Source organism: Pseudomonas pharyngis (assembly GCF_021602345.1).
Classification (GTDB): Bacteria; Pseudomonadota; Gammaproteobacteria; order Pseudomonadales; family Pseudomonadaceae; genus Aquipseudomonas; species Aquipseudomonas pharyngis.
Window position 1 is genome coordinate 165,008 of record NZ_BQID01000011.1, and the last position, 24,508, is coordinate 189,515.

At 60.3% G+C, this 24,508-nt stretch carries 16 protein-coding genes; 8 read left to right on the top strand and 8 right to left on the bottom strand.

The genetic code is table 11. The features are described 5' to 3' along the window. Positions 1 to 9: 9 nt before the first annotated feature. The gene (locus L6D74_RS22230) at positions 10 to 444 is read right to left on the bottom strand and encodes an NUDIX hydrolase (RefSeq protein WP_236190381.1); all 435 of its coding nucleotides are present in this window, start codon (positions 442 to 444) and stop codon (positions 10 to 12) included. Between the two features lie 57 nt (positions 445 to 501). Continuing rightward, positions 502 to 1,860 (bottom strand): response regulator c-di-GMP phosphodiesterase, NosR family, encoded by a 1,359-nt coding sequence (gene nosR, locus L6D74_RS22235; protein WP_236190383.1) that lies wholly within the window; start codon positions 1,858 to 1,860, stop codon positions 502 to 504. Between the two features lie 256 nt (positions 1,861 to 2,116). Between nosR and L6D74_RS22240 the strand changes: the two genes are divergently transcribed. Genes L6D74_RS22240 through L6D74_RS22260 form a run of 5 tightly spaced genes read left to right on the top strand, consistent with a single transcriptional unit; the run spans position 2,117 to position 10,416 of the window. Next, positions 2,117 to 4,390: a GGDEF/EAL domain-containing response regulator gene (locus tag L6D74_RS22240; protein WP_236190385.1), complete on the top strand. Its 2,274-nt coding sequence runs from the start codon at positions 2,117 to 2,119 to the stop codon at positions 4,388 to 4,390. Continuing rightward, positions 4,387 to 6,261, top strand: a complete 1,875-nt coding sequence (locus L6D74_RS22245) for a putative bifunctional diguanylate cyclase/phosphodiesterase (protein ID WP_236190386.1) — start codon at positions 4,387 to 4,389, stop codon at positions 6,259 to 6,261. Before L6D74_RS22240 ends, L6D74_RS22245 begins: the two co-directional genes overlap by 4 nt. Continuing rightward, on the top strand, positions 6,258 to 7,205 hold the full coding sequence (locus L6D74_RS22250; RefSeq protein WP_236190387.1) for a cytochrome-c peroxidase: 948 nt from the start codon (positions 6,258 to 6,260) through the stop codon (positions 7,203 to 7,205). Before L6D74_RS22245 ends, L6D74_RS22250 begins: the two co-directional genes overlap by 4 nt. Next, positions 7,202 to 9,016, top strand: a complete 1,815-nt coding sequence (locus L6D74_RS22255) for a DAHL domain-containing protein (protein ID WP_085610889.1) — start codon at positions 7,202 to 7,204, stop codon at positions 9,014 to 9,016. Before L6D74_RS22250 ends, L6D74_RS22255 begins: the two co-directional genes overlap by 4 nt. Further along, complete coding sequence (locus L6D74_RS22260; protein ID WP_236190388.1) at positions 9,013 to 10,416, top strand: ATP-binding protein; 1,404 nt, start codon at positions 9,013 to 9,015, stop codon at positions 10,414 to 10,416. Before L6D74_RS22255 ends, L6D74_RS22260 begins: the two co-directional genes overlap by 4 nt. 7 nt (positions 10,417 to 10,423) lie before the next feature. Here L6D74_RS22260 and L6D74_RS22265 read toward each other — a convergent pair whose 3' ends face one another. Together L6D74_RS22265 and L6D74_RS22270 are read right to left on the bottom strand one after the other, a co-directional pair. Further along, the gene (locus tag L6D74_RS22265; RefSeq protein WP_236190389.1) at positions 10,424 to 11,749 is read right to left on the bottom strand and encodes an APC family permease; all 1,326 of its coding nucleotides are present in this window, start codon (positions 11,747 to 11,749) and stop codon (positions 10,424 to 10,426) included. A gap of 296 nt (positions 11,750 to 12,045) precedes the next feature. After that, entirely contained in the window at positions 12,046 to 12,867 is an 822-nt protein-coding gene (locus L6D74_RS22270) for a carbon-nitrogen hydrolase family protein (protein WP_236190390.1), read from the bottom strand. Between the two features lie 125 nt (positions 12,868 to 12,992). On the opposite strand from L6D74_RS22270, the gene L6D74_RS22275 reads away from it, so the two are divergent. Both L6D74_RS22275 and L6D74_RS22280 read left to right on the top strand, forming a co-directional pair. Continuing rightward, positions 12,993 to 13,793: a helix-turn-helix transcriptional regulator gene (locus L6D74_RS22275; RefSeq protein WP_011335770.1), complete on the top strand. Its 801-nt coding sequence runs from the start codon at positions 12,993 to 12,995 to the stop codon at positions 13,791 to 13,793. A 38-nt stretch (positions 13,794 to 13,831) separates the two neighbouring features. Beyond that, positions 13,832 to 15,451 carry an FMN-binding glutamate synthase family protein gene (locus L6D74_RS22280; protein WP_085647233.1) on the top strand — a complete coding sequence of 540 codons (1,620 nt, stop codon included), beginning with the start codon at positions 13,832 to 13,834 and terminating at the stop codon, positions 15,449 to 15,451. 4 nt (positions 15,452 to 15,455) lie between these two features. Here L6D74_RS22280 and L6D74_RS22285 read toward each other — a convergent pair whose 3' ends face one another. The 4 genes from L6D74_RS22285 to L6D74_RS22300 all read right to left on the bottom strand — a co-directional run bounded on the left by L6D74_RS22285 (position 15,456) and on the right by L6D74_RS22300 (position 20,601). Next, positions 15,456 to 17,024, bottom strand: a complete 1,569-nt coding sequence (locus tag L6D74_RS22285; RefSeq protein ID WP_236190391.1) for a glycosyltransferase family 39 protein — start codon at positions 17,022 to 17,024, stop codon at positions 15,456 to 15,458. Continuing rightward, positions 17,021 to 17,395 carry a GtrA family protein gene (locus tag L6D74_RS22290; protein WP_236190393.1) on the bottom strand — a complete coding sequence of 125 codons (375 nt, stop codon included), beginning with the start codon at positions 17,393 to 17,395 and terminating at the stop codon, positions 17,021 to 17,023. Before L6D74_RS22290 ends, L6D74_RS22285 begins: the two co-directional genes overlap by 4 nt. A gap of 108 nt (positions 17,396 to 17,503) precedes the next feature. Further along, on the bottom strand, positions 17,504 to 19,009 hold the full coding sequence (locus tag L6D74_RS22295; protein WP_236190394.1) for a glucosyltransferase domain-containing protein: 1,506 nt from the start codon (positions 19,007 to 19,009) through the stop codon (positions 17,504 to 17,506). Between the two features lie 170 nt (positions 19,010 to 19,179). Further along, the gene (locus tag L6D74_RS22300) at positions 19,180 to 20,601 is read right to left on the bottom strand and encodes an amino acid permease (RefSeq protein ID WP_011335773.1); all 1,422 of its coding nucleotides are present in this window, start codon (positions 20,599 to 20,601) and stop codon (positions 19,180 to 19,182) included. Positions 20,602 to 21,099: 498 nt separating this feature from the next. On the opposite strand from L6D74_RS22300, the gene L6D74_RS22305 reads away from it, so the two are divergent. Further along, on the top strand, positions 21,100 to 24,231 hold the full coding sequence (locus tag L6D74_RS22305) for a transglycosylase domain-containing protein (protein ID WP_236190395.1): 3,132 nt from the start codon (positions 21,100 to 21,102) through the stop codon (positions 24,229 to 24,231). Positions 24,232 to 24,508 lie beyond the last annotated feature (277 nt).

Below are 24,508 nucleotides of genomic sequence, written 5' to 3' on the forward strand. Positions count from 1 at the left end.
CACGAATGATCAGGCGATCACGGTCAGCGAGGCTCGATAAAACGGCAGGATCAGGTCACGTGTCAATGGGGCGAGAACCACATCGCCGTCGGTGGCCGGGTCGATCCAGATCACCTCTTCGATCTCGGCGGCCGGAGACACCCTGGCGTCGATGGTCAGTTGAAAGATTTCGGCCTGCACAACGAATCCCGGCTCGTTGGCAGCGGGTGCCGAGAACTGGCCGAGAAAGCTAGCCTGCGCCGGATCGATCACCAGTCCCAGTTCTTCCTCCAGCTCACGGGCCAGTGCATGCACCGGCAGTTCATCGGCTTCAATCTTGCCGCCCGGTTGCATGAACGCCGTGGTATTGCGCTTGCGCACCAGCAGGGTCTGGCCGTCGGGACCGATCAGCAGCGCGGCGGCGATACGGATGATGCGGGGGGAAACTGCGGATACAGAAGTCATGGGTCAGCCACCGGCCTTGAGAAAAGCCGCAAGGATCCCATGCCGGCCGCGCCAGCGTCATCCACCCTGGGCCGCGAGCGTCGTCTCGGGCTCTTGCGGCACCTTGACGAATACCTTGTATTTGCCGCCCTCCATGGCCTCGAAACTGATCAGTTTTTCAACCAGCGGAGCGCTCAGCACTTTGCCGGCGTTGAGCAGCAACATGCCGTTGTCGGCATTGAGGTTGCGCGCGAGGATCATCCCCGCCGCCAACTCCCGGGTGCCCATGACCTTGACGTCCGGATCGGCCAAGGTGATGTCGCTGACCATTGCGCAGACCTTGATGAAATCCTCGATCAGCTCGGGATCGTAGAGTTTGCCGGCGTACTGGCGCAGGTACAGCAAGGCTTCATCGCTGTTCATCTGCCGCTCGAGAATCAGCCCGCGCTGCAACTCGACAAAATCCACCGCCAGTTTCAACAGCCGCGAGCCCAAGGGAATGGCCTCGCCCTTGAGCCGGTCGGGAAACCCGCTGCCGTCCCAGTGCTCCTGATGGTGCAGGATCAGCCGCGCGGCATCCTTCATCGGGTCCAGGGTCATCAACAGCGATTCGCTCTGTTTCGGATAAGCCCGATAGCGGTCGCGCTCGGTGCTGTGCAGCAGGTCCGACGGCGTGGTCATCATGCTGTCGGTCCAGCTCAGCTTGCCGATATTGTAGAGCGCGGCGGCCATGGTCAGATCGCGGCTGGCGGCTTCGTCCAGACGGTGCATCTTGCAATAGCCGCGTACCAGCTCGATGATCTGCCGATTGGTCTGCTTCGCCGGCGGCAGGCGCAGGTTGGCCAGCAACGAGAACATTTCGGTGCCTGTCAGGAAACTGCGCTTGAGCTCCTCGTAGGCGAGGTCGAGCATGTCGGCGGTCTGCTGCAGTTCGGCGGTACGGGCGGCGACGTGTTTTTCCAGGGTGCTGTTGAGCAATTTCAATTGTTCGTTTTGCACTCGCGTCAGTTTTTCCAGACGTTCGCGCTCGCGTGCCAGATGCTGATGCTCGAGGGCCTGACGCAAGGTCAGCAGCATTTCCTCGTCGTTCCAGGGTTTGCTGATGTAACGGTGGATCTGCCCTTCGTTGATGGCCTTGATGATCGCCGAAGGGTCGGCGTAGCCGGTGAGCATGATCCGCGCAGTCGCCGGATACCGCTCATGAACAAGAGCCAGCAGCGTGGCCCCATCCATGTTGGGCATGCGCGCGTCGCTCATCACCAGATTCACCGGTTGCTGCTCGAGTATTTCCAGCGCCTGGGCACCGCTGGTGGCCAGCAAGAGGTCATAAGGCTGGCCGCGCAGCAGACGGCGCAGGCTGTTGAGAATCGGTTCCTCGTCATCGACCAGCAGTACTTTGGGCCGGGGCGGCGAAATCGGGGCGGACGGCTCTTCCATGGCGAAGCCTCGTGAAAAACGTTGGACATGACTGACGCGCCGGCAGACCTCCCCTGCTTGCCTGCGCTTGAATCACAGGCTAGATGATTTTCGCCGGGGCCGTGTAAATCCTCTGTTACACCGCGACAGGCGAAGTTGCGCCCCTGCAACTATGCTCAAGTCGCTGGACGACACCATCGGCCTGCGCGCAGGCATGTGATGAGGGGAAAAGGATGCTCCCGATGACGAATGTGCGTGAACACACGGGTATTGCGTCGTGAGTGCGCAACCCGGACACACCAACCGCCGCGTGCTCATCGTCGACGATACCGCGTCGATCCATGACGATTTCGCAAAGATCCTCAAACCGGCCACGGCTGAAGCCGACAGCCTGGATGAAACGGAAAGCCTGCTGTTCGGCGATGCGTCCTCCGCCCCCGTCGCACCGAAAGACCGTTTCGAACTGGACTCGGCCTATCAGGGCCGCGAAGCGCTGGACAAAGTCGAAGCCGCACTCGCCGCCGGGCGCCCGTACGCCATGGCCTTCATCGACATGCGCATGCCGCCGGGCTGGGATGGCCTGGAAACCATCGAGCGGCTGTGGCAGGTCGATCCCAAGCTGCAGGTGGCCCTGTGCACCGCCTACTCCGATTACTCGTGGGAAGACATCGACCGGCGGCTGGCCCTGACCGATCGCCTGCTGATCCTGAAAAAACCCTTCGACGCGATCGAAATCCGGCAGATGGCCAGCGCCCTGACGGTCAAGTGGCAAATGACCGAAGACGCCGCCATGAAGATGAACCTGCTGGAGCAGGCAGTTCAGGAGCGTACCCGGGAACTGTCCGACGCCAACATCATCGTGCAGAACAGTCCGACCATCCTCTACCGGTTGCGCGGTGAACCGTCGTTTCCGCTGATGTACATCTCCCACAACATCACCCGCTACGGCCATGTCGCGGCTGATCTGGTGGGTTCGGCCAACTGGGCGCAGACGCTGATTCACCCGGACGATCAGCTCAGTGTCGATACCGCCATGGGCCGGGTGCTCGATCGGCATGCCGAAGGCGCCTCCATCGAGTTTCGCCTGCGTACCGGCGCGGGCGACTGGCGCTGGGTGGAAAACCGCTACATCCCGGTGCGCGATCACGACGGCCGCCTGCTGGAAGTCGAGGGGATCATTCTTGACATCACCGAACGCCGGCTGGCCGAAGAAAAGATGAACCTGCTGGCCCGCACCGACGGACTCACGGGACTGGCCAATCGCGCCACGCTGATCGAGCGTCTGCATCAGGCCTTCGCCGCCGCGCGTCGGGGAGCGGCACCTTTTGCGGTGTTTTACCTGGATCTGGATCACTTCAAGCGGATCAACGACACCCTCGGCCATCCGGTCGGCGATCTGTTGTTGCAGGCAGTGGCGCAACGGATCAAATCCAATGTACGGGAAAATGACGTGGTCGCACGTCTGGGCGGAGACGAGTTCGCGATCCTGCAACTGGACGTCAGCGACCCGACCCAATCTGCTGCCATCGCGACCAAGATCCGCGATGCGCTTCTGGAGCCCTACCAACTGGCAGGCAATGCCTTGCGCATTTCCGTCAGTATCGGCATCTGCCTGTACCGCGCCAACAGTCTGGATGCCGACAGTCTGCTGGCCGGCGCCGACATGGCGCTGTACCGCGCCAAGGAAACGGGCCGTAATCAGTACCAGTTCCATTCCGAGCAAATCACTCGCGAAGTCGCCGAGCGCATGGCCCTGGCCGAGGAATTGATGACCGCCCTGACTCAGGGAGGACTGAAGCTCGACTACACGCCGGAAGTGGACATGCACAGCGGCAAGATTCTCGGCATGGCCGCGCAGGTCAAATGGCAACATCCCAGGCTTGGTCTGCTGCCAGCGTCGGCCTTCGTACCGGCAGCGGAAAAGACCGGTGCAATCATCCCGCTCGGTCGCTGGATACTGGATCACGCCTGCTGGCAGATGCGCCAGTGGCAAAACGAGGGAGTGGCGCCTCCAGTGATGGCGATCAGGATTTCCCTGGCGCAACTCAAGAGCGGCCCGGAACTCATCTATGACGTGCTGCGCACCACCGCCCGCTGGGAACTGGCACCGTGGGATCTGCGTTTCGATGTCACCGAAGCGACCCTGGCCCAGACCAAATGGACCCACAACGATGTGCTGCCGCGCCTCAGTGAGCTTGGGGTAAAGATCGCCATCGACGATTTCGGCACCGAATACTCATCGTTCGATTACCTGAAAACCTACCGGGTCAATCACCTCAAACTCGCCCAATCCCTGATCGACAGTGCAGCCCAGGATGAAGGCAGCGCCAATACCCTGCGAGCGATCGTCAATTTCGCCCGGGATCTGGCGATCGACATCAGCGCCGAAGGCGTCCAGCCCGCAGATCGGGATGACGCCCTCACCTCTTCGGCCCCGCTGAAAAACGTGCAAGGCCTTTGCTTCAGGGAAGCTGTCAGCCCCGAGCAAGCAGCCCGCCTGCTGAAGGACGGAAACGCGACTGCCCCGCTGCCCAGGGAGGATGAGGGATGAAAACACCTTTTCCCCAGACCAACCGGCGCATATTGATCGTCGACGATACCCCGGCGATCCATGATGACTTTCGCAAGATACTGACCCCGGACACCAGCGGTGCAGCAGACCTGGATACGCTCGAGCAAACGCTGTTCGGCACCCGGCAATCATCGCACCTGACGTTCCAGCTCGACTCCGCCTATCAGGGGCAGGAAGCGCTGAAACTGGTGCAGCATGCGGTGGAAGAAGGCCGGCCTTATGCCCTCGCGTTCACCGACATGCGCATGCCGCCCGGTTGGGACGGCCTGGAAACCATCGAAAAACTGTGGGCGGTCGATCCGAATCTGCAAATCGCCTTGTGCACCGCCTATTCCGACTACAGCTGGGAGGCCATGGCCGAACGACTGGAATTCGGCGATCAGTTGCTGATCCTGAAAAAACCATTCGACACCCTGGAAATCCGCCAGATGGCCAATGCCCTGACCTGGAAATGGCAGTTGGCCCAGGACGCGGCGCTGAAGATGCTCAGTCTCGAGCAGACCATCGAAGCCCGCGTGCATGAATTGCTCAAGGTCTCGCACCTGTTGCAGTACGACAGCCTCACGGGCCTGCCCAACAGCACCTTGCTCGGTGACCGTTTGACTCAGTCGCTGGCCGCCTGCCGGCGCCATGACAAACAACTGGTGGTGATGTTTCTCGGGCTTGATCGCTTCAAGCGCATCAACAATGCCCTGGGCCACCCAGCGGGCGACGAGATGCTCAAACGGGTCGGCCAGCAATTGCTCGCCTGCGTGCGCGAATCGGATTCGGTTTTTCGTTATGGCTCCGACGAATTCGTGGTGATGCTCAGCGACATCAATCACCCGCAGCAGTCGCGCAGCATCGCCGAGAAACTACTGAGCGCTATCCGCACACCACAGACAATCGTCGGGCATGACGTGAGCGTCACGGCCAGTCTGGGCATCAGCCTCTACCCCGATGACGGGCTCGAGGCCATCGAGCTGATCAAGAAAGCTGAAACGGCCATGCGCAGCGCCAAGGAAAACGGACCGAACGAAATCGGCTTCTTCATTGAAGCCATGAACCAGCGCGCCCGGGAACAGCAAAGCATCGAGTCGGGCATTCGCCAGGCCCTGCAACGCCAGGAATTCGTCCTGCATTACCAACCGAAAATCGAGCTGGCCAGCGGCCGGGTAGTCGGTGCCGAGGCACTGGTGCGCTGGCAGAAACCGGGGCATGGCTGGGTCTATCCCTCGGAGTTCATCCCGGTGGCCGAAGACAGCGGCCTGATCGTGCCGCTGAGCAAATGGGTGCTGGCCGAGGCCTGTCGTCATACCCGTGAATGGCAACAGGCGGGATTGCCGCCGATTCGCATGTCGGTCAACACCTCGGCCATCGACTTTCGCCAGCGGCACTTCGTCGAGGGCATCGAACAGGTGCTGGCACAGACCGGGCTGGATCCTCGTCTGCTGGAACTGGAGATCACCGAAGGTGTGCTGATGCAGAACGTCGACGCGACGATGAACGCGCTGGGCAGGCTGAAGGCGCTGGGGGTTCGGCTGGCCATCGATGACTTCGGCACCGGTTATTCCAGCTTGAGCTATCTGCGCCGTTTTCCCATCGATGTGCTGAAAATCGATCAATCGTTCATTCGCGGCCTGAGCCATGACAGCGGTGATGCCGCCCTGGTCGGCGCGATCATCAGCCTGGGCAAGAGCCTGAACCTCAACGTCATTGCCGAAGGTGTGGAAACCGCGCATCAGTTGGCATTTCTAAAAGCTCATCACTGCGAGGAAGGCCAGGGCTTCTATTTCAGCAAGGCCTTGCCGGCAGAGGCCTTCGCCCGTTTGCTGGAGTCTGCTCAACCTGGCACGTGGGGTGTTTCATGAATCGCCCGGGGTCGTTGGTTCTACTGCTCGGTCTGTGCGCAAATGCCATCGCCGCACCGCTGGACGAGCCGCTGAAACCCTTGCCGCCAAAGCCGCACCTGGATGCCAGGCGGGTCGAGCTCGGGCGCCAGTTGTTCCATGACCCGCGATTGTCGATCAATAACACGCTGTCCTGCGCCAGCTGCCATCAACTGGATAAAAGCGGCGCCGACACCCGCGCCTTCTCCAACGGCTTCGATGGGCAACCGGTGGCGGTCAACACACCAACCGTATTCAACGCCAGCCTCAATTTCCGCCAGTTCTGGGATGGCCGCGTCGAAACCCTGGAAGAACAAAGCAACGTCGTGATCACCAGCCCCCACGAAATGGGCAGCGACTGGAACACCGTCGTGCAACGGATCGCTGACGACGCAGCCTATGGTCAGAGCTTTCGTGCCGCCTACCCCGATGCCGTGAGCCGGGCCAATATCCAGAATGCGCTGGCCACCTATGAGCGCACGCTGCTGACCCCCGACTCCCGTTTCGATCAGTACCTGCTGGGCAATACCGATATCCTGACCCTCGAAGAAAAATACGGCTATCAGCGTTTCAAGGAGTACGGCTGCATTGCCTGCCATCAGGGCGTCAACATTGGCGGCAACATGTTCCAGAAATTTGGCGTGTTCGGCGACTACATCGCCGATCGCGGTAACCCGACGGTGGCCGACCAGGGCCGTTTCAACGTGACCGGCGACGAAGACGACCGCGCCGTGTTCAAGGTGCCGAGCCTGCGTAATGTCGCGCTGACCGCACCGTACTTCCATGACGGCTCGGCGCCCACCCTCGAACGGGCCGTGGACGTGATGTTCCAGTATCAGTTGGGGCGCATGCCGAGCGAAGAAGACAAGACCCTGATCATCCTGTTTCTCAAGACCCTGACCGGCCATCCGGAGGGCCAGCCATGATGAAGGTTTCACGCCGTGTCAGCCTGATGTTGATCGGGCTCGTCGCCGTGCTGCTGGCCTCGATCCTGGTGTTTCTCTACCTCAAGTCCAGCACCGAGCAGACGACGGCCTACACCGAGTCCCGGGACCTGATCCGCCAGATCAAGCAGCAGGACTCGCTGTGGGAAAACGAAATCCTCAAGGCGCGGGTGGCGATCTCCCACAATTACGACCCGCTGGTCTCGCCGATGAGCGAGATGAACCGCCTGTGGGAACGCTTCGACACCATGGAGTCCGGCCACGGGCGCAACGACTCGACACAATGGGACGAAGCCCACGAGAGTTTTCTCAAGGCGATGCAGGAAAAGACCCGGCTGGTGGAGCAGTTCAAGTCGCACAACGCCTTGCTGCGCAACTCTCTGGCGTTCCTGCCGACCGCCGAAGATGACATTCAGGCACAACTGGCCGGCCTGTCCGATCTCGACAAGATTCAGGTGCAGAACATCGCCACCGATACCTATGACCTGCTGCTCAGCGCACTGGAGTTCTCTCAGGTCACCTCCGACGACAAGGCCGCCGATATCGTCCTGGGCCTGAACAAACTGGCGGTGAACGCGCAACGCCTGCCCCAGGACTTTCAAGCCCCGATCAGGATCCTGAGCAATCACATCAGCCTGATCCTGCGCGAGCAGCCGATCGTCAACCGCTTGCTCGAGGAGATTGAGGCGGTTCCGGTGGCCGAGCGCCTGGACAACATCACCAACATGCTCAACCGGGATCAGCAGCGGGTCGAAAAAATCGACAGGAAATATCACTTCTATCTGCTGCTGTTCTCGGTCCTGCTGATGCTGTCGCTGCTGTGGCTGGCCATCCGTCTGATCCGCAGTTTCGCCGAGATCAACCGGGTCAACGCAGCCCTGCAAACCGCCAACGATGTGCTGGAGCAACGGGTCGACGAGCGCACCCGGGAGCTCAAGAACGCCCAGAGCGAACTGCTCGACGCCGCACGCCAGGCCGGCATGGCCGAGATCGCGACCAACGTGCTGCACAACGTCGGCAACGTGCTCAACAGCGTGAACATTTCCTCCGACCTGATCGCGCGCAAGTTACGCAACAGCAAGACCCTGGGGCTGGGCAAGGCCATGCAGCTGATCAACGAACACCCCGACGACCTCGGCCAGTTCCTCAGCGAAGACCCCAAGGGCAAATTGCTGCCCGGTTATCTCAATCAACTGGTCGTTGCCATCGCCCAGGAACAGCAGGAAATGGTCGACGAACTGAACCAGATGAACAAAAGTGTCGATCACATCAAGGACATCGTCGCCACCCAGCAATCCTATGCCGGGGCCAGCAGCCTGACCGAGCCGCTGTACATCAGCGAACTGCTCGAAGACGCCCTGCGCATGAACGCCGGAGCCCTGACCCGGCACCACGTCACAGTGGTCAAGGACTACGCCGAAGTGCCGCAGGTGATGGGTGACAAACACCGTTTGCTGCTGATCCTGATCAACCTGATCAGCAACGCCAAATACGCGATGTCCGACCTCAGCAACCGCCCGCGCACCATCACCCTGGGCGTAAAAATCGTCGACGGGAATTATCTGGAAATCAGCGTCAAGGACGATGGCGAAGGTATCGCCCCGGAAAACATGACGCGGATCTTTGCCCACGGTTTCACCACCCGCAAAGAGGGCCACGGCTTCGGCCTGCACAGTTGCGCCCTGGCGGCCATCGAGATGAACGGCCACCTCACGGCCCACAGCGACGGACCTGGCCAGGGCGCCCTGTTCACCTTGCAGATTCCGCTGATCGCGGTAACGGAGAACGCATGAGCGAATTGTCGAACCGCCGCATTCTGCTGATCGATGACATGCCGTCGATCCACGAAGACTTTCGCAAGATCCTTGCCCCGGCTTCAGCGCAGTCGGCAGAGATGGACGAAATGGAAGCCGCGCTGTTCGGCGAAACCGCCAGACCCCGGCGAGCGGTTTTCGAACTGGACTCGGCCTACGGAGGGGAAGAAGGCCTGGCCAAACTCAACCTGGCCTTGCAGGAACAATGTCCCTACGCCCTGGCGTTCGTCGACATGCGCATGCCCGACGGCTGGGACGGGGCGCAAACCATCGAAGCGCTGTGGCAGCAGGATCCGCAGTTGCAGGTGGTGGTCTGTACCGCCTATTCCGACTATTCCTGGGACGAATTGCTGGATCGTCTGCACGCCCATGACCGGCTGCTGATTCTGAAAAAACCCTTCGACAACATCGAAGTCCAGCAGATGGCCAACACCCTTCTGACCAAATGGCAGATGACCGAGCGCGCGTCGCTGCAAATGCATCACCTGGAACATCTGGTGGATCAGCGTACCGCCCAGTTCAAGCAGGCCAGCGAAGCCTTGCAGCGGGAAATCGACGAACGCAAACAGCTGGAAGGCCAGTTGGTGCAATCGGAGAAGCTCGCTTCGCTGGGGCAACTGGCCGCTGGCGTCGCCCATGAAATCAACAATCCGATCGGTTTCATTTCCTCCAACCTCGGCACGCTCGACGGCTATTTCCAGCAACTGCTGGCCATGCTCGGCGCCTATCACACCGCCGGGCAAACTCTGCCCGCCGAACTGGCTGGGCAGTTGCAGCAATTGCGCGAGGACCTCGAACTGGATTTTCTGCTCGAAGACATTCCGGTGCTGATCAGGGAATCCAAGGAAGGCATCGCTCGGGTCGGCCAGATCGTCAGGGACCTGAAGGATTTCTCCCGGGTCGACAGCCATCAGGAATGGCAGTGGGCCAATCTGCAACAGGGCATCGAATCGACCCTGAACATTGTCGCCAGCGAGCTCAAGTACAAGGCCGATGTGATCAAGGAATATCAGGATCTGCCGGACATCGAATGCCTGCCCTCGCAAATCAATCAGGTCATCATGAACCTGGTGGTCAACGCGGCGCAGGCAATGGGCCCGGAGCGCGGCACCATCACCCTGCGCACTGGCGTGCAGGGAGAATCGGCAGTCATCGAAGTCGCCGATACGGGCTCGGGTATTGCACCCGAAACCCTGCAAAAGATCTTCGACCCGTTCTTCACCACCAAACCGGTCGGCCAGGGGACGGGCCTGGGCCTGTCCCTGTCGTATGGCATCGTGAAAAAACACGGCGGTGACATTTCCGTCAGCAGCAAACCGGGATTCGGTACGACGTTCCGCGTGCAACTGCCGTTGCGCCAAACCCGGCCGGCGGCCTGATGCCTGATCAGGCCGCTTCCTGAAAGTCCATCTCCGGTGGTTGGCGACGGAAGCCACCGGTCAGCACCGCCAGATACAGCACACCAATCGCCAGCCAACTCAGGCCCAGATACACCGCCAGGTGATCGAGGCTGACCATCAGCCACAAGTCCGCCAGCAGACCGATGAACGGGAAGACCAGGAACAGAACCAGTTCGCGCAGGCCTTTTTTCTCGCCGCCGATCCAGTAGTGAAAAATCACCGAAAGATTGACCAGACTGAACGCCAGGAACGCGCCGAAGTTGATGAACGAGGTCGAGGTGGTCACGTCGAGTTTCAGCGCCAGCAACGCGACAACGGCGCACAGCAGGATGCTGTTGACCGGCGTACCGAAGCGCTCGTGCAAGGTGCCGAAAAACGACTTCGGCAACACGCCGTCACGGCCCATCGCAAACAACAGTCGCGAACCGCTGGCCTGCGCCGACAGGCCCGAGGCGAACTGACCGACGATCAGACCAATCAGGAAGATCGACACGAACAGATCGCCGCCGATGTTGCGCGCAATTTCGTAAGCCGCCGAGTCGACGCTGTCGAACTGGAACGACGGATGGGCGACCTGCACGAAGTACGAGACACCGACGAAAATCAGCCCGCCGATGAGGGTGATCAACATGATTGCCCGAGGGATGGTGCGGCGCGGATCGCGGGTTTCTTCGGTGAGCGTGCTGACTGCATCGAAGCCAAGGAACGAGTAGCAGGCAATGGCCGCGCCGCTCATGATCAGCGGCATCTGCATGTCGCCGTTGAAGAACGGTTTGATCGACCACAGCGGCGTGCTGGCATCACCACCAACGTAATGCACGCACAGCGCGACGAAGGCGATCAGCACCAGGAATTGCACCAGCATCAGCAAGGCGTTGATGCCGTTGGCCAGTTTCAGGCCGATGATGTTGATCGCGCTGGTGATGCCGATGAATACCAGCACCCAGATCCACTGCGGAATCGACGGGAACGCCGACGCGAGGTACGCGGCGCCGATCAGCCAGATCGCCATCGGCAGAAACAGATAATCGAGCAGCACCGCCCAACCGGCGATGAAGCCGAGTTTCGGGCTGATGGCCTTGCGCACATAGCTGTAGGCCGAGCCGGCCACCGGGAATGCGGCGGCCATGCGCCCGTAGCTCATGGCGGTGAAGAACATCGCCACCAGCGCCGCCAGATACGCGGCGGGCACCATGCCGGCGGTGGATTGGGCGAGGATGCCGAATGTGCCGAGGACAATGATCGGCGTCATGTAGGCGATGCCGAACAGCACCACCGACCCTAGCGAAAGGGTGCGTTGCAAACGAGCCATGGGCGACTTACTCCGGATTTTATTGGATTTATGGCAGAGGCCGAGTTCGGCGAATGTTTCGGGCGTTGCTTGTTTTTTTGTTCGACTGGAGATCCTTACCCCCTCACCCCAGCCCTCCCGAAACGTCGGACCGCCCCCAAGGGGGCGAGGGGGAAAGGGAGCCGATCTCCATGCTTTTCAAGACCTGAGTTCGACTGGGTATTTCAGGTCGGCGTAACTTGAGAGAACACCTCGGTCAGTCCCCTCTCCCTCCGGGCGGTCCGACGTTTCGGGAGGGTTAGGGTGAGGGCTGGGGTTCAACGGTGTGGAATAAGCAACTCCCGAACACCGCCATCCCGCTCCACCACCTCCCCCGGCAACCTCAACCGCTGATCATCCAGATACCGATAATCCTTGCGCGCCAGCTCCAGCTGAGCGAAATCCAGCTCGACACTGAACCGCCCCTCCTCACGCCCGGCCTCGAACAGCAGCGTGCCCAGCGGATCCACCAGCGCACTGCCGCCGGCAAACATCAACCCGTCATCCCCGGCTTCCACCCGATTGACCATCAGCGCAAACGCCTGGTTTTCCTGGGCCCTAGCCATGATCGCGGTGCGGTGGGTCGGGCCGTACGGGTCCATGTTGCCGTTGGTCACGATCAACAACTCCGCGCCCAGTTGCGCCACGGCCCGGGCCGATTCCGGGAACTCGATGTCGTAGCAGATCAGCAGACCGACCCGCACACCGTTCCACAGGCAGGTGGCGTAACGGTCGCCTGCCTCGAACACACCGCGATCCGAGGCCCAGAGATGGGTCTTGCGGTATTTCAGGGCGATGCCTTCAGGGGTGATCAGCAGCGTGGTGTTGTAGAAGCGGCCGTTGTCGTTCTCGGCCATGCCGATCACCACGGCGAGGTTGCGTTCGCGGGCGGCAGCCTGCACGGCGCTGACGGTCGGGCCGTCTACCGGCTCGGCGATCTGCGCCACGGTGGCGGCGGTCGGGAAGCCCATCAGGTGGGTCTCGGGGAACACGATCAGTTGCGTGTCGGCCGGGCATGCAGCAATCGCCGCGAGGGCGCGTTCGAGGTTGTACGCCGTGTCTTTGTCACGGCCCGCCAGTTGGGCGAGTTCGACTTTCATGGGCAGTCCTTATTATGGGCGCCGGGTGCCGAAAGATTGCCCGGCGGCTGTCTGTGGGCCAGTATGCTTCGCATTCGACCGGCCAGGGAATTACGCGGCCGGGGTAACCCGATAGGGGTAGAGGCATGACTCTTTCGTTTGACGACATCACCTGGCACCGCGCCGTCGGACAGTTGATCGACGCCCTCGACAAGCCGAATTTCTGGGCGCAACTGGTACGCCTGCTCGACCAGTACGTGCCGTTCGATAGCTGGGTGGCGCTGCTGTTCAGCGCCGACCGCCACCCGCAGGTGTTCGCCGAATGCCCCGGCGCAGACGGCAGTCCCGATCAGCTGTTTCAGGATTACCTGCGCGGTCTGTACCTGCTCGACCCGTTCTACATCGCCTGCCGCGAGCAGTCGCGCACCGGGTTGTATCGCCTGTCGGAGGTCGCGCCGGAGCACTTCGAACTGACCGAGTATTACCAGCGATACTTTCGTCTGAATGTGGTGGCCGACGAAATCCAGTTCAATTGCCAGCTCGAGGGCGACCGTACGTTGTGCCTGTCGCTGGGCAGCCAGCAGCGCTTCACCGGCGAGCAGATTGCCCTGTTGTCATTGATCCAGCCGTGGGTGCTCGGCCTGTTGCGCCAGCGCCTGCCCTATGAAATCAACGAAACCGTGGCATTGGCTCCGGCGCCTGCGCAACCGGACTGGCGGGTGCAGCTCGAAGCGTCGGTGCAGCAGCTCAAGGGCGCGCAACTGACCGCCCGGGAACTGGACGTCGGGCGCCTGATGCTCAGCGGTTGCTCCAGTAAAGAAATCGCCCGTAAGCTGGAAATCTCTGTTGAAACCGTGAAAGTCCATAAGAAACACATGTACAGCAAGCTGGGGATCAAATCCCAGTCGGAGCTGTTTTCGATCTTTCTGCAGGCGCAGAACGCCTGACTGCCGCAAAAAAAAACCGTCCGAACCAAGGAAACCGTATGAGCCTGTCACTCCTGAGCCGCTACGCCTTCTTTGCCGTCTGCGTGATGTTCACCCTCGCCAGCCTGCCCTTTCTCGAACACGACTGGCTGTGGCCGATCACCGCCGTCACCGGCGTATTGAGCCTGATCGGTCTGTTCGACCTGCTGCAAAGCCCACACGCGGTGCGCCGCAACTATCCGATCCTGGGCAACATCCGTTATCTGGTCGAAGGCATCCGCCCGGAGATCCGCCAGTACCTGCTGGAATCCGACAGCGACGCCCTGCCCTTCTCTCGTGCCCAGCGTTCGCTGGTGTACTCGCGGGCCAAGAATGAAACCGCCGACAAGCCGTTCGGCACCCTGATCGATGTCTATCAGTCCGGCTTCGAATTCATCGGCCACTCGATGCGTCCGGCGCCGTTGAGCGACCCGAGCAGTTTCCGCGTCACCGTCGGTGGCCCGCAGTGCACCCAGCCGTACTCGGCGTCGGTGTTCAACATCTCGGCCATGAGTTTTGGCTCCCTCAGTGCCAACGCTATCCGCGCGCTGAACCAGGGTGCGAAACTCGGCAACTTCGCCCACGACACCGGCGAAGGCAGCATCAGCCCGTATCACCGCGAACATGGCGGCGACCTGACCTGGGAACTGGGCAGCGGCTATTTCGGCTGCCGCACCAGCGACGGCCGCTTCGACCCGGAACGCTTCGCCGCCCAGGCGCAGACCCCGCAAGTGCGGATGATCGAAATCAAGATGAGCCAGGGCGCCAAACCCGGTCACGGCGGGATTCTGCCCAAGCACAAAGTGACCCAGGAAATCGCCGACACCCGCGGCATCCTGATGGGCGAAGACTGCATTTCGCCGTCGCGCCACAGCGCGTTCTCCACGCCGATCGAAATGATGCATTTCATCCAGCAACTGCGTGAACTGTCCGGCGGCAAACCGGTGGGCTTCAAGTTCTGCCTCGGTCATCCGTGGGAGTTCATGGGCATCGCCAAGGCCATGCTGGAAACCGGCATCCTGCCGGACTTCATCGTGGTCGACGGCAAGGAAGGCGGGACCGGCGCCGCGCCGGTGGAGTTCACCGACCACATCGGCGTACCGATGCGCGAAGGTCTGCTGTTCGTACACAACACGCTGGTCGGCCTGAATCTGCGGGACAAGATCAAACTCGGCGCCAGCGGCAAGATCGTCAGCGCCTTCGACATCGCCAGCGTGCTGGCCATCGGTGCCGACTGGGCCAACTCGGCGCGCGGCTTCATGTTCGCCATCGGCTGCATCCAGTCGCAAAGCTGCCACACCAACAAATGCCCGACCGGCGTCGCCACCCAGGACACCCTGCGCCAGCGCGCGCTGGTAGTGCCGGACAAGGCCCAGCGGGTCTACAACTTCCACCGCAATACACTCAAGGCACTGGCGGAAATGCTCGCTGCCGCCGGCCTCGATCATCCGTCGCAACTGTCGGCCAAGCATCTGGTGCGGCGCATGTCAGCGACCGAAATCAAACTGTTCTCGCAGTTGCACGTGTTCCTGAAGCCAGGGGAATTGCTCACCGGGGAAGTGAACGGCGAGTTCTATTCGCGGATGTGGCAGATGGCGCGGGCGGACAGTTTTGAGCCGCAGGATGGGGTGGCTGCCTGAGTGCTTATTGCATGTCGGCGTCCATGGATGCCGGCACAGAATCCGGGGCAAACAAATAAGCCGAAATGGGAGCGCCGTGGATCGTGATAGAGGGCGTGCATCCCTTGGCGAAAAGCGGCCTGTCAGCATGTAAATCGGCGTCTGTGATCCACCAGATCCTTTGGCTATGACAATCCAGAATCGTTACGCCGTCGAGATAGGTATTCATTACTGGATCCTGAATCAGGCTCAAGGCGTTGCGACGGGTGAGTTTCAAGAAGCCATCCATCGATGAGATCTCAAACCTGGGAGCGATGCCGGTGACGTTGAAATAAGCAAATGTCGGGTACCAAAAAGCGTTGGTTACTACGATTTCGTCTCCCGGGCGAGCTTTTTGATTCAATTGCGCCATCAACTGAGAAAACTGGGTGTCTCTGCGTCTCTCGGTTCCATTCAACCCATCTGTTTGCCAATACACCGTACTCAGCCCATGCAATTGCGCAAAGACGAAAAGCGGCAATGCCGCACTCGCCAACATAAAACGACGCGGCCACCAGATGTCCAAAGCGAGCGCCGCAATCATCGGCAGAGCTGGCGCGGTAAAAACCAGATATCGTGGTACAAGCAACGGTAGAAACAAAGAGATCAGGTAAACAGCAACCAGCGGGATAAAGAAATAGCCCACCAACAGAACACTGTATCGTCGCTCACCCTCGTTATTGATAATGGCTGTCGCGGCACACAACACCACCAGAGCAAGTGGCATCAGATGCCATAGACTCGGTTGGGAGATGCCGTCCCCCATTACGGTGAACTGCCAGACCAATGTCATTGCCCCCTGTAGGGTCACAGGCTCGATCCATCCCAAGCCCTCGTTGAGCGCAAGCTGCGACAAGAGGTGAGGTATCCAGGGCAAATATAGAAAAACGATGGCGACATTCGCGACTAACCATTGCTCTCCCGCCATTCTCGTTGCGTAGCGCTGCACTCCGCTTTGCCACCAAAACAGCCAATGCACCAACATGCACAAACCCGCGAAGTAGTGGGTATAAAACGCTGTAGTCATCAACAACACATACAAAGCCGCGAACCTGGTTTGCTCCGGCCTCCTGGCCCAACACACCAACGCCACCGTAGCGCCCATCAACCAGAACCCCAGCAAGGTATACATCCGCACTTCCTGACTGTAACGAACTGAAACCGGCGATAAAGCCAACAGCAATGCAGCCATCCACACCGCCCGGCGTGTGGCAATCAGGCTCATCAACTTGATACTCAGCAGCAACGTCCCGACATCCGCCAGTGCACTCAGCGCACGGGCCGGCAGCGCTCCTTCGCCCCACAGCAGCACCCAGTAATGCAGCAGGACGTAATAAAGCGGCGGATGCACATCCAGCGCCGTCAATGCCCAGATGCGTGTCGGTGTTTCTCGGGCCAGTAACAGACTGTAGGCCTCGTCATACCAGATACTCGGCACATCAATGGCGTAGAACCGGACGAACAGGGCGAGGGATACAACCGCCAGAAGGGCCAGTCTGTCGATCCTCAAGGAAGTGAACCCGGCGGAGGCGGCAACACTCGCAAGGCTTTTCATGCCTGACGCCCACGAAACAACACAAACCGGAAAAAGCAGTACCCCAGCAACAGATCCACCAGTGAAAACACCGACACCGTCACCAGTCCCGGCAGACTCCATGCATCGGCGATCACGCCTGTGCCATAGCTCAACGCCCCCATTACTCCGATAAACATCAGGTACGCCAGCACCGACGTTCCGGTCTCGAACGTGTAGAGCGCGTTCATGTAAAACGCGAAGGATGCGGCGATGCAAAACGCAGCGAAGTTGCTTGCCGCCTGATCGAGCTGAACCGCGCTGTTCAGCACAAAGAAAATCTGCCAGTGGATCAGCGTGCCGGCGAGACCGATTGCCGTTTGTGCGGGAAATCCTTTCCACAAGATCCTCATCGTCAATCCTTGCTATCACTGCAACGGGCGGAGCTTTCACGCTAGGGCAAGGTACGGGTGCGGTCTACTGTCAGAAATTACAGGTAGGCGCTGGTTTCTGACCAACGGTCACCATTGCAATAACCGCCCGTGGGGCGGCTCTTTCATGACGATGAAGCCGTAGTCGCCGATCAAGTAGAGCCGGTAATAAAGGCTGTCCACCAAGGGTGAATAGCCCATCAGACCGACATGGGTCGCGTTGCGACGTTCGCGCTCGGCAACCACGTTGGTGATACCGGCCGAGGGCAGGTTTTCGGCGAGCATGAAATAGTCGACGTTCAGCAGGTAGCGCAGCACCGGCAGCCGTTTGAACGTGCCCTGCGCCCCCGCGAGCCAGCGGTCGGAGTACGTCACCGAGATATAAATCCGTTTGGCTTCGCGCAGTTCGCGATGGGATGAGATGTCGTGGCTGAGGCTGTAGAGCGCATTGTTGGCGAAGGTTTTTTCCATCGTCAGCACCCGGCCATAAGCGAAGGACAGCGACAGCGTGGCCAGAAGCGGAATCGCCAGCATCAGGAGTAATCGCTGATGTAACGGTGCCAACCCCAGATGGGCCAGATAGAACAGCGACATCAGCAATACGCCGAACCCCATCAAGGTGCGCGCGCCTTCGTTGAAATCGCGAAACAGCAGCGTCATGCCCGGCACCAGCAGCACAATCAGCGGCAATGCCAGCAGGCAGCTGAAGCTCAGGAGCAAGTCCTTGGCGCGGGACATTTTGCGCTCGCGAATCTGCCGCCCCAATTGCACGGCGCCGAACACGGCGCACAGCACCAAAACAATAAAAACTACCGTGTACCCGCCGTGAAACAGCAGCGCAACCTTCTCCATCGCCCGACCGATATTGATACCGATCTGCAGCAACGGATCGGCGCTCGCATTCAGCAATTGCGTGCGTCCGGCGTCAGTGAATGGATAAGCCGTGACGCTGTAGATCGACACTGCCAGCAGCAGTTGCGCCAGCCGCCAGCCCGACCGGTGCCAGAGTTCATCCCACGGCACTCGCCGGTGAACATTCCTGAGCAAATCCAAGAAGCACAACCCGAGAAACACATTCAGGCTGATCTGATAGAACCCGATCGCCAGCGCCAGCAACACCGATGGCACCAGCCATCGCTGAATGCGTGAAGCGCCGCAAAAGGTGATTGCATAAATCACCGCGACCAGGCTCAGGGCCATGCCGGAGCCGTCGTATTGATAGGACAGGTTCTGCAACAGGAACGGGTTGTACCAGAGCGGCAACGGCACCAGACAACAGGCCAGCGTCGGTTCGGGAAAATAGTGGAAGGTCAGCCGGGTCAGAGCGAACGACATCGCTACGGTGGCGAGCAACAGCGGCAGTGGAAAAATATTCGGCGCAGCGCCGGTGAAGCTCAGCGCCTGATACAGCCAATCCATGAACAACCGCCCCTGCCCCGCCCAGGCGTTGCCGGCAGCGAGGGTGCGCCAGTTGTCGTCGATGTAGGGGAAATCGGCGAGGATCAGCGGCAGGATGTACAGCAGCGTGGCGAGCAGGAAGAACAGCACGACCTGACGGCGGCCGAGTTCTCTTACGAGAAAATCGCTGATCCTCATACCTGCGCCTCTGTTCACGGCTGCGCGGGAAACAACGTAGATAAACCTTCGAACATGACTCTGAATCAGAGGTCGTTTTTTGCGCTGATTTCAGACCAGCGGCATCAACTCACCCCCATGAAAAAGCCCCGGACTTTCGACCGGGGCTTTCAGGTTTCAGCGACAACGAATTACGAAGCCGAACGCATCGCGCCCTGTACCGAATCCTTCGGTTGCAGCTTGAACACGTAGAACAACACGGTCAGCAGCACCAGGAACGCCGGGCCTACATACAGCGCCACACGAGTATCCGGGAAGTACGCCATCAAGCCGACCACCAGCACCAGGAACGCCAGCGCCAGATACGAGCTGACCGGGAACAGCCACATCTTGTACTTCAGGCCCGCACGTTCGCTGGCGCTCAGGCCTTTGCGGAATTTGAGCTGGGCCAGCAGGATCATCACCCAGGTCCAGATCGCGCCGAAGGTGGCAATCGAGGTCACCCAGACGAAGACTTTTTCCGGCACCAGATAGTTGAGCAGCACGCCCAGCAGCAAGGCGAAGATCGACAGCAGCAACGCCCGACGCGGTACGCCGTTGCTCGAGGTGCGAGCGAATCCGGCCGGCGCCTGGCCGTTCTGCGCCAGGCTGTAGAGCATGCGCCCGGTGCTGAAAATGCCGCCGTTGCACGACGACAGTGCAGCGGTAATCACCACGAAGTTGATGATGCCGGCGGCGGTCTTGATGCCCAGACGCTCGAAGGTCATCACGAACGGACTGCCCTGGGTGCCGATTTCGTTCCACGGGTAGATCGACAGGATCACGAACAGCGCGCCGACGTAGAACAGCAGGATCCGCCAGAACACCGAGCCGATTGCATTCGGGATGGTCTTCTGCGGGTTCTTCGCTTCACCGGCGGTCAGGCCGATCATTTCCACACCGAGGTAGGCGAACATCACCATCTGCAGGGACATCAGCACGCCCGTCACGCCGTTGGGCATGAAGCCGCCGTGGGCCCACAGGTTGGAAATTCCCAGCGCCACACCGTCGTTGCCGAAACCGAAGGCGATGATGCCGATGCCGCCGAGCACCATGGCGATGATGGTGACGATCTTGATCAGGGCGAACCAGAACTCGAATTCACCGAAGGCCTTCACCGCGATCAGGTTGATCGAGCCCATGCTGACCAGCGCAGCCAGCGCCCAGATCCAGCGCGGCACATCGGGGAACCAGATGCCCATGTACACCGCCACCGCGGTGATTTCGGCGACGCAGGTCACCAGCCACAGGAACCAGTAGTTCCAGCCAGTCAAAAAGCCCGCCAGCGGGCCGAGGTAATCCTGTGCATAGCGACTGAAAGAGCCGGCAACCGGGTTGTGTACGGCCATTTCGCCGAGGGCGCGCATGATCACCAGGATCGCCAGACCGCCGATGATGTACGAGAGCATGATCGCCGGGCCGGCCATTTCGATGGCCTTGGCCGAACCGAGAAACAGACCGACACCGATACAGGCGCCGAGCGCCATCAGGCGAATATGCCGTTCACCGAGTTCGCGTTTGAGCGGACCGCCTTGAGCGGTTTCGCCATGGGGCGGGTGATTGCCGACTGGCATGGGGGAGTTCCTCGTCTTGTTATTGGATGTGACCACCGAGTGTTCAAGCGTCGGCCGATAAGCCTGCGCCTGGGTGAAACCGGCCCTGCTTCGTGGGCAGGACCGTCCCGCAGAAGCAACCTGCGGGATCAGCGGGGCGTGCAGTATAAAAAGCTTGCGACAGGTTTTTTCACTCTATAAGGCATCTGATTCAGACTTAAACCTCGTCGATTGCGAGGTTTACGAGACAAACCATCCTGCATTTCGAGGATTATTCACGGCGCAAATGGGCGCCGAGTATTGCACAGCAATGGTGCAACGTCATGCCGCGACCAAAGTCGCAGCTGCCTCAGGACCTCTCTGTTCCGGACTTTTCAGGCCTGCGATCACTTGCCGGAGGGTTGCAGCCGGATGTGCAGATTTGTTCAGGGTCCCGCCTTCACAATTTTTTCACCCGCGCCAACCACCGACTAAGCTTCAGACAAGTCCGATCAATCTGCGTGAATGGATCAATCGACTATGGGCGCTTTGTGGCAAACCGATTCGAGTGAAAAAGTGGTTCCGACTGAACGTGTGGATGAAGCGCCTTTACCTGAAAAACCCCGCCGCAAACGGCACGGGTGGAAGGCTTTCTGGCTCCTGGTGGTGATCATCGCGATTGTCGTGGGCCTGGCCGCGATGAAGGAAATGCGCACCTCGCGCTTTCAGTCCCGCGAGGTCAGCCAGTACGCCGCCAAACTCAAGTACGAATTGCAACCGGGGCCCAGCGAAGCGATCCGCTATCCGGGCAACGGGCCGTTCGACCTGCGCCTGGGCTACAGCTCGCTGGACGAGTTCCTGCCACGGCTGCTCAAGCGCAACTACGTGATCACCGAGCAGACGCGCTTCTCCCCGGCGCTGCTCAACTACACCGACAAGGGCCTGTTCGTGCCCTATTCCGAAAAGATCCAGGCCGGGCTGTCGATCACCGATTGCCGCGCGGCGCCGTTGTATCAGTACAACTATCCGCAGCAACTGTACGCGAGTTTCGATTCGATCCCGCCGGTGGTGGTCAACAGCCTGCTGTTCATCGAAAACCGTTTTCTGCTCGATCCAAAGCAACCGCTGGCCAACCCGGCGGTGGACTGGCCGCGCTTCGGCATGGCCGCGTGGTCGCAGGTCGCCAAGTTGCTGCACTTGCCGGGGCAGTCGGCCGGCGGCAGTACCCTGGCCACCCAGCTTGAGAAATACCGCCACTCGCCCGACGGGCTGACGGTGTCCGGCGCGGAGAAGATCCGCCAGATGATTTCCGCCAGCGTGCGCGCCTATCAGGGCGGCCCGGAAACCTTGCCGGCGCGGCAGAACATCATTCGCGATTACCTCAACAGCGTGCCGCTGTCGGCGGTGCCGGGACATGGCGAAGTGCACGGCATGGCCGAGGGCCTGCGGGTCTGGTACGGCGCCGATTTCAACGAGGCCAACCGCAAACTCTCCAGCTCGGCGACCGATCCGCAGTCCATGGCGGACAAGGGCCTGGCCCTGCGCGAAATGCTCTCGCTGATGATCGCTCAGCGCCGTCCTTCGCATTACCTGACCAAGGGCCGCGAGGAGCTGGTCGAACTGACAAACAGCCACCTGCGCCTGCTCAAACAGAACGGTGTGATCGACGCCGCCCTGGCCGATGCCGCGCTGGCCAGCACCATTAGCTATCGCGACTGGCAGACCCAGCCGACGATTCAACCGATCGAGACCAACAAGGGCATCAGTGTCGCCCGCAGCCGGTTGGCATCGATGCTCAACCGTCCGCTGTACGACCTTGACCGCCTCGACCTCTCCGCCACCAGCACCCTGCAAGGCGAGCTGCAAACCCAGGCCACCGCCTATCTGAAACGACTGGCTGACCCGGCCTATGCGACCGAAGTCGGCCTGATGGGCGAACGCCTGCTGACGCCCACCAGCACTACTCAGGTGCGTTACAGCTTCACCCTGTTCGAGCTGACCCCGGACGGTTCACGTGTGCGGGTGCAGACCGACAGCACCGATCAGCCGTTCGACATCAACGAAGGCAGCAAACTGGAGCTGGGCTCCACGGCGAAAATGCGGGTGCTGACCACCTACCTGCAAATCATCGCGGAGCTGCATGACAAATACGCCGCCATGAGCGTGCCGGAGCTGAAGAAAGTCGAGGTCCCTGAACAGGATCGCCTGAGCCGGTGGGTGGTCGATTACCTGATCCAGAACAAGGATCGCGATCTGTCGAAATTGCTCGGCGCAGCCCTTGATCGCAAATACTCGGCCAGTCCCGGCGAAGCTTTTTTTACCGGTGGCGGGCTGCACACGTTTCATAACTTTCGCAAGGAAGACAACGGCCGCCTGCCGACCCTGCGCGATGCCCTGCGCGAATCGATCAACCTGCCGTTCATTCGCCTGATGCGCGATCTGGTGCGCTACACCACCTACTCAGGCCCCAACAACAGCGCCGAGCTGCTCAAGGACGACCGCGACCCAAGACGTCAGGAATACCTCGCCTCGTTCGCCGATCGCGAGGGCACCTCGTTCCTGCTCAAGTTCTGGAAGAAGTACCGCAACAAGGACACCCAGGCCCGGCTCGATACCTTCCTCGACAGCATGCGCCCGACCCCGATCCGCATGGCCGCCGTGCACCGTTACCTGCTGCCTAACGCCAGCCAGGAAGACTTCAACACCTTTGTGCGCTCGCACCTCAAGGGCGTCAAAATCACCGAAAAACTCACCGACGAACGCCTGGAACGGCTGTATCTGGCCTACGGTCCCGGCACCTACGACCTGCCGGATCAGGGCTTCATCGCCAAGGTTCACCCGCTGGACCTGTGGATGATCGGCTACCTGCTCAACCACCCCGACGCGACCTTCAAGGACATCGTCAAGGCCAGCCAGTTCGAGCGTCAGGAAGTCTACAGCTGGCTGTTCAAGAGCAGGCACAAGGGTGCCCGTGACAGTCGCATCCGCACGATGCTGGAGATCGAGGCGTTCCTCGACATTCATCAGCGCTGGCAGAAAGTCGGCTACCCGTTCGATCACCTGGTGCCGTCGCTGGCCACCGCCATCGGCAGCTCCGGGGATCGCCCCGCCGCATTGGCCGAACTGATCGGCACCATCCTCAACGACGGTGTGCGCATGCCGACCCTGCGCATCGACAGCCTGCACTTTGCCGCTGGCACGCCTTACGAAACGAAACTGGTCAATGATCCTCATGTGGGCAAACGGGTGATGCCGTCCGAAGTCGCCACGGCGATGCGTGAAGCGCTGTCGCAAGTGGTGGACTCGGGAACCGCCAAACGTGTTTCCGGCAGTTTCAAACTGGCCGATGGAACACCGCTGACCATGGGCGGCAAGACCGGCACAGGCGACAACCGGATCGAAGCGATTGGCTCCGGAGGACGGATTCTCAGTTCGAAGTCGATCAACCGCACGGCGACCTTCGTGTTCTACATCGGCGACCACCATTTCGGCACGCTCACAGCGTTCGTTCCGGGGCGCTCGGCCGAGAACTTCAAATTCACCTCGGCCCTGCCGGTGCAAGTGCTCAAGGGCATGGCACCGATTCTGATGCCGTACCTGCAACCGGGCAGCGACTCGCAGTGCCTGCCCCCTGCAAACACAGCGGTGGCGGCACTGAGTACGGGCACTTGAAACGGATTCAAAGCCGGGGTGTTATTTATATGTTTTATACATATCAATATTCAATGGATCCGCGATAAACCCCAGCATTCCCAAACAGGCTTTTGAACTAATCATTCCGAGTCTTGAACGTTAGTCTGAAAACTCACGACTTATTCAAGGCTTCACCAATGACTGCAATAAATGAATACAAAGGGCAACATTACGAATTGATAAAATCGCGTATCGACGCTGTTTATCTTGATATGCGCTGGCATCGAAACAATGCATTGCGACATGTTCCGCTGCA